General features: G+C 41.4%; 6 protein-coding genes and 1 pseudogene. 2 read left to right on the top strand and 5 right to left on the bottom strand.

Translation table 11 applies throughout. The features are described 5' to 3' along the window. Positions 1-419: 419 nt before the first annotated feature. The gene (locus LC653_RS44080) at positions 420-1,283 is read right to left on the bottom strand and encodes a GIY-YIG nuclease family protein (protein ID WP_229501563.1); all 864 of its coding nucleotides are present in this window, start codon (positions 1,281-1,283) and stop codon (positions 420-422) included. Positions 1,284-1,450: 167 nt separating this feature from the next. Here LC653_RS44080 and LC653_RS44075 point away from each other — a divergent pair, with 167 nt between their 5' ends. Together LC653_RS44075 and LC653_RS44070 are read left to right on the top strand one after the other, a co-directional pair. Continuing rightward, complete coding sequence (locus tag LC653_RS44075; RefSeq protein ID WP_229501562.1) at positions 1,451-2,791, top strand: DEAD/DEAH box helicase; 1,341 nt, start codon at positions 1,451-1,453, stop codon at positions 2,789-2,791. Between the two features lie 66 nt (positions 2,792-2,857). After that, the gene (locus tag LC653_RS44070; RefSeq protein ID WP_229501561.1) at positions 2,858-4,204 is read left to right on the top strand and encodes a Zn-binding domain-containing protein; all 1,347 of its coding nucleotides are present in this window, start codon (positions 2,858-2,860) and stop codon (positions 4,202-4,204) included. A 132-nt stretch (positions 4,205-4,336) separates the two neighbouring features. Here LC653_RS44070 and LC653_RS44065 read toward each other — a convergent pair whose 3' ends face one another. The 4 genes and pseudogenes from LC653_RS44065 to LC653_RS44050 all read right to left on the bottom strand — a co-directional run. Then, positions 4,337-4,699, bottom strand: coding sequence for a hypothetical protein (locus tag LC653_RS44065; protein WP_229501560.1), 363 nt, complete (start codon positions 4,697-4,699; stop codon positions 4,337-4,339). Beyond that, positions 4,692-5,039, bottom strand: coding sequence for a DUF5674 family protein (locus tag LC653_RS44060; protein ID WP_229501559.1), 348 nt, complete (start codon positions 5,037-5,039; stop codon positions 4,692-4,694). Before LC653_RS44060 ends, LC653_RS44065 begins: the two co-directional genes overlap by 8 nt. 102 nt (positions 5,040-5,141) lie before the next feature. Beyond that, on the bottom strand, positions 5,142-5,993 hold the full coding sequence (locus LC653_RS44055; RefSeq protein ID WP_229501558.1) for a hypothetical protein: 852 nt from the start codon (positions 5,991-5,993) through the stop codon (positions 5,142-5,144). A 14-nt stretch (positions 5,994-6,007) separates the two neighbouring features. Further along, positions 6,008-6,390: pseudogene (locus tag LC653_RS44050) on the bottom strand (hypothetical protein); the annotation flags it as partial.

The raw sequence follows: 6,390 nt of genomic DNA, 5'->3' as shown, positions 1-6,390 counted from the left end.
ATAGCTAGAGAAGAGAAATTACCTCTGCTTGCTTCGTTGGGGTTGGAGCAGCGCAAGCACCAATTCAAACTTGAAAGTACTGCTGTAAAATCGGGTACAAAGAAGCAGCGATCGCCTCAAACTTATCACCATCTGGATAGGGATTAGAAATTTCCTCCCCTTCTTCGCTTAACCACTTCTGCATGAAGGGAGTATACTCAAGTGATAGAATTTCAGTCCGAGGCCAGCCCGATAATGCTAGTTCTCTCTTATACCAAAATAGGCAGTAATCAACGCTCTTGTTGCGGCAAAAGTCATTTATGGGATTGGAATAGCAGCGATTCTTAGGAGTGAAATTTTCGGTACAATAACCTTTAAAATCAATTCTTAGAAAATCTTTTTTAATTTCTGCTGTTAATTTAAAGCGACAATAATAGGTATTACGAGATAATTGTTGTAATGGAGTTGAGTATTGGTCTACGATACCTGATATAAGCAGCGCTTGTTAGGCTTTTCTTTCCCTCATAGTTGATGTAACTATATTCCTCTTGTAAGGATATTTTTTCAAAAATACTTAGATTTTTTAACGCTTTCACTTTTTCACTAAAAATTTCTACTTCTTCAACATACTGTGTGCGAGCATCAGCATTATCTTCAAGATATTGAAAAAACTCCCAATCAGCAATAACAAATTCAAACTTACAAACATTTAAATTGTAAGTTTTCACCAATAGTTGGCTGTATTGCTGCTCGTCTTTGCCACAATAAGTTTTATAATATTCCCAAGCTTTTCTGACCTCATTTGCATACCGCTTCCGTGTTGAATTACTTATTATTTGCTCATCATTAATATTAATAATAACTAAAATGCACTTTGTTCCCTCTTCGTCTTTATACTCGCCAGCTACCACAGAACGAATCACGGGAAAAAGCATTGTTGGTTTATTTAAAACTCTCAATAACCGCTTAATTTCTCGCTCTATTTGTGGTTGTTTCGGCAAATATTTCTTCACTTTACACCCGTTGAGTTCGGGTTGAAATAAGTTAATATAATACCTTTCTCGTTCGTCCAAGCAGTTGATTGGAACCTCCTGCCAATAAATACGGTGCATAAGTTTGCGGTTGGAGCGAATTAATTGTGGGTATCTGTGGTGAGTTCTACTAACCCAACGATTTTTTAGATTAGCAGCTTGTCCGACATACCACACGCAGTCATTAATATCGGCAATGACATAAATTCCCGAACGTTCAGGCAAGTGATGACGTTCGCTAAAAGTAACGTTAGACCAATCCTTCCAATTCATCACAATATTGTGGTAAGTAGGGTGTACTTACCTAAAATTCCCATTGCAGAGCTATAAAGTAAAAATACACTACGGCAAATCTTGTGACGACGATATTACCGCAATTAAATAATTAGATTTATACTTAACAAATGACAAATATTTTTTGGTAGCAAAAACGTAGATTTGTGACCAACAATAAACCAACCGACTATGCTGCCCTTATCCGCGCCGCTAATCAAACCGTTCCGGAACCGCCTGAATGGTTGACTGTGGGCAACCGTATATACTCCCCTGAATACGGAGTAGGGGAAGTCATGGCGTTGTTGGGCAGGCGGTTGATTGTCAAGTTTGTTGAAGAGGTTAATCCAACTCAATTTGACGATTGGGAAGAAGCGATCGCTCTTGGATCAATTAAATCAAGTAACGCCAACTTAGTTTCTTCCACAACGTTGCTCGAAGAAACTAACGTCGTAACTGCAACAGTTTCCGAACGCATTCAACAAATTCCCCACCTGGCGTTTCAGTCTGTCGCTCAAGAACTGATAGCAACGATCGCCGCAGTAGATATCAAAAATGCCAACCAAGGGATGCTTCACCCCATACCTAATGATTTACCGCCCGCTTTACGTTTGGCGTTGCAAAATAACGGTATCGTCAGCATTTTTTCTCACCAACTAGAAGCTCTGATAAAGTTACGTGCTGGTTTTGACTTGAGTGTTACCACCCCTACGGCAAGCGGAAAGACGCTCTGCTACAATCTCGCTATTCTGGAATCGTGTATCAAGCAACCGCAAACAACGGCTTTATATATTTTCCCACTTAAGGCATTAGCCCTTGACCAAATGCGAAAGTTGCAATCGCTGGTTAAGGCAATGTCCAACAACCGCATAAAACTCGCATTAATGACGGGGGATACACCTGCATCCGAGCGGCAGCGCTTGTTTATCCCCAATCCACCAAACATCTTGGCGGTTAGTCCCGACTTGTTGCACCACTATCTTTATAATGTGCGCCGGCGAGAGTCGGGAGAAGGATGGCGACAGTTTTTAAGACAATTACGTTATTGTGTAATTGACGAAAGCCACACCTATATTGGTGCTTTTGGCGCACACTTTGCCAATTTGATGCGGCGGCTAAGGTTAGCAGTTGATGCTGTTGGCGGTAATTCTCAAAGGCTGCAATTTATCTGTTCCAGTGCCACAATTGGCAATCCCCAAGAGATGGCACTCAGGTTTAGCAACAGAACCCAGCAACCTCAAAGACTACACCTAATTGAACGCAGTGGTGCAGCTAATGCAGGACGTACCCTGTTATGCCTTGCTCCAAATAGTGCAGCTAATGTCGAAGCTTCCAAGATTGTTATTTCCTGGTTACAACATAACCTCAGTGGGATTGTCTTCTGTAATTCCCGTGCTGCTGTCAAAGGTTTACTAGGGTTAATCCAAAGAGAAACACAACGCGTTGGGTTAGGTTATTTAACAAGCAAGGTGGCGGTGTTCTACAGTTCCTTGACAGGCGATGTCTGACGACAAGCCGCTTCGCGTCTACGCCGTCGGGAGATTATTCAAAAACTGCAAGCCGGACAAATCAAGGTGATTATTTCTACTTCTTCGCTAGAAGCAGGAATCGATTTACCTGAACTAGACTGCTGTTTGATTCGGGGGTTTCCAGGTAGCCTCATGTCATTTTGGCAACGGGTAGGGAGAGCCGGACGCAAACAGCATGGACTTGTGATTTATCTACCCTTGGGACAAAACCCGATTGATGTATTCTACGCTCGGCATCCTGAACAGTTACTGTCAGGGGAAGTTGAATGTGCTGCTTTTAACCCAGACTATCCAACAATTCTAGGCAAACATTTAGAATGCGCCTGCATTGAAAGTAGTCTTGCTTTAAAGGAACTCAATACTCGTTTTGGAAAAGCAGCCGGCGCGGTTGCAGATTCTCTTTTACAACAAAACAAAATTTTTCTCAGTAATAACGGAAAACTCTGGGGAAGGGGTTATCCCCACAAGGACATTAATATTAGAAGCAGCACTCAAACTTCGATTTCCCTAATTGAGAAGCATACTGGCGAAATTTTAGAAATTATGTCCCTTCCGCTAGCCCATCGGGAGGTATTTCCCCAAGCAGTATATATGGTGCAAGATGAAAGCGGCCAGTTAATAGCCTACCGTAGCGAAAGTCTAAATGAAGAGAAAGGAGAAACGCTACTAGCGTTTTTAGGTAAAGATACAGATTTATTTACTGAAGCCGAATCAGAACTAGATATTCAACCACTTTCTACACTGGCAGAATCCAAGATTATCCCCACTAAAATTAAAGATGGTAGGTTACGTTTAACCCTTGTTTGGGGAGAAATTACGAATTCTGTTACAGGTTATCGGTTGATGAAACGCACTTATGGGATGACTTGTAAAAATCAGCGCTGTGCTAACTACAAAAAACCGCTTGAAGGGAAAAGCTGCTCCTTATGTAAGCGTTCTCTAAGTTCGGCTGAAGTCACAAAACTTCAAAAAGAAGTGGCATTTGAGGAGCCATACGTTACAAAATACCAAGCACCCTGCGTACTGGTGGAAATAAATGAACCTCTACAAAAGGCGCTACAAATACAAGTCAACAAGTACAAACAAGAAATTATGACCTCCACAGGAGGTGAAGTTCCTGAACAATATCAAACATTGTGGACTAGTAGTGCTGATTTTACGGCACTCCATAGCATCCAACACCAGATAGTAAAAGCTGTACCGCTGGTAGTTTTGTCCTCCAGCCTAGATGTGGATGGAATAGTCACGCAAAAAGGGAGTAGAACAATTGGCTACTTTTTTGACACTTGCTCTGGTGGTAATGGAGCAGCAGAAGCTATCTTTTCCGACTTGCCCAATTTCGCTGCTAAAGCATACGCGCTAGCAGCTGAATGTGATTGTGAAGCTGGTTAGCTGGTTGTCCAAGGTGTCTACATTCAACAGGGTGTCCGCAGCATAATGAAGCACTGCATAAAGATTTAGGTTTGTTTTTGTTGGATGCCATAAGCCAAGCACCGCAGAATACCTAATAGCAACGCCCTCTTTTTAAGCAGTAATTGATTCAGATAACAAACCTGACATACTCAACACTTGCTCTGACCAATTACTGGCTACAGCAGCGATATTTCCACGTTCTGTTGGGCTTGCCCAAATATTTGACCAGTCTTGCTGCCACTCCCTTAACTGGCTTTGTAGTTGGTTTAATTCCCCTGCCTTCTCGGTATCTGTATCTGGGATAATCAACCCAACAAAAAATAGACTTTCCTCAATAAAAGCAGCAACTAAGCCTTGGTTAGCTGGATTTTGGCATCGGGATTTTATACGCGCTAAACTAGCTGCCAACTCCCCTAAGCGGTTTGCTTTAGGTTGGCGTAAAAAACTCGCTTCAATTGCTCTCCAATCAGGCATTATAGTATAGTCCTCCTAGCAATCGTCGGGTAATTAGAGCTACTCTTTCTCTAATTTCAGCGGATTGAATTTCCATTGTACGATTATTTTGACTGGGACGGATGTTGATAATCGACTCAAAACCTACTTCTTGAGTGTAGGGAAACCAATCAGCACCCCAAATGTCTTTTTGTCTACTACCATCTTTCAACAAAACTTCTTCACACTCATAATGAAGTTGACTACCTCCAGCAAGAATTTCTCTGTCTATATCGACTGCCAATTTTATAAACACTCCCCAAGCTTTGAGCATTTCGTCAAGTTGCTCTTTTGTCGCGCGTTCGCGTATCAGCAGAATCAATTACTTAACCTCAGTCGCCAATATTAATTACCAACATTATTTCATAAATTGTCCTTGTGGACGTATTCCTTTTCGTTGATTAGCTCGATTAAAATGAGTAATTTATCGTTTGAAAAATAACAACATACCATGTGGATTATCTAAATATAAATCTTTATTACTATTGTGATTCTGCAATTCCTCACTTTGTAAATCTTGGCTAGAAAGTGAGTACACATCAGTTGCAACAAGCTGATATCCTTGAGTATTGAAATAACCAACTAGTTTATCAGGCATGACATGAGATGCACCGTAACTTGGTAACAAATTATGTTCAATTTTATCCTGGTCTAAAATATTTAATTGCACAACACCTGTACGACAAAATATATCAAAATCAATTGGCTCGACTAAGCCACTTGTAGTAATTTCTATTGAATCTAATTCTATCGCCAGTTGCTCTATACTCGCAAAATTCCGAGACCACGGGTTGCCCATTAAAAATAGCCGTATCGATATTGCCTCTGGCTGCACCTTCACGATATCAAGTAATGTTGCTGTAACCGTATGTGGTTGTAAATAATCTAACACTCCATGAACCGAAACTAGCCGCAGGCTATTTGGAGCGTAAAGTTTTGTCAGTTCTAGTTCTGCTAGATTGCGATCGCAAAAATAATTTAACTGTAGGGTTGGATATTGGCTGCATAAAGCTAAAAACTTTTCTGGCGGATTAGTAGCAATGTCGTAACAGTCGATTGTCGGAAGTTGGTAGTGCGTCAAGTCAACTCCTTCAAAACCAAAAAAAACTTCACGTTCGGCAAAACCTGCACCCAAGATAGCTGCACTATCACCATTACCTGAAAGAATCGCTTTCCAGGTAAGAGGATAAACATTCGGGGTAAGTTCTAAAAGTCTAGCTTTACTAATCTCTAGGATATTGCCACTGCCCTTATTTTCTAGAAATCTTACACTCATGAAACCTCGCTATATTATGAAACAACCCTGGGACGACTGATTGGGGTGATATCTTTACCTTCGCCCAAACGGTACACTTCTGTGCGCCCGCCAACATCAATTTCAAAAAACCGATAGCTTGTAGTAAACTGCGCCCACGGTGCCAAAGGATTAATTTTTGGGAGATTGGTTGTTGCTTGGTAAGTAATTTCAAACCCTGCTCCCCCATCTTGCTTGAACATCCGCAAAAAACATTCGTAGTCTCTAGCGTGCCAAAAATCAGTCGTTCGACGACGCACCACATCTTGTGAGTCAGAACTCATCGCCCGCGCTGCTGATGCGGACACGATTAATTGCAAATTGTCAGACATTCGCGTTAAGGCAAGTTTCTTGTCTGGGTTTGAGAATATTTCATCAA

Source organism: Nostoc mirabile CHAB5784 (genome assembly GCF_020829645.1).
In the GTDB taxonomy this organism is placed as follows: domain Bacteria; phylum Cyanobacteriota; class Cyanobacteriia; order Cyanobacteriales; family Nostocaceae; genus Nostoc; species Nostoc mirabile.
This window is presented reverse-complemented; position numbering and strand designations above follow the sequence as displayed.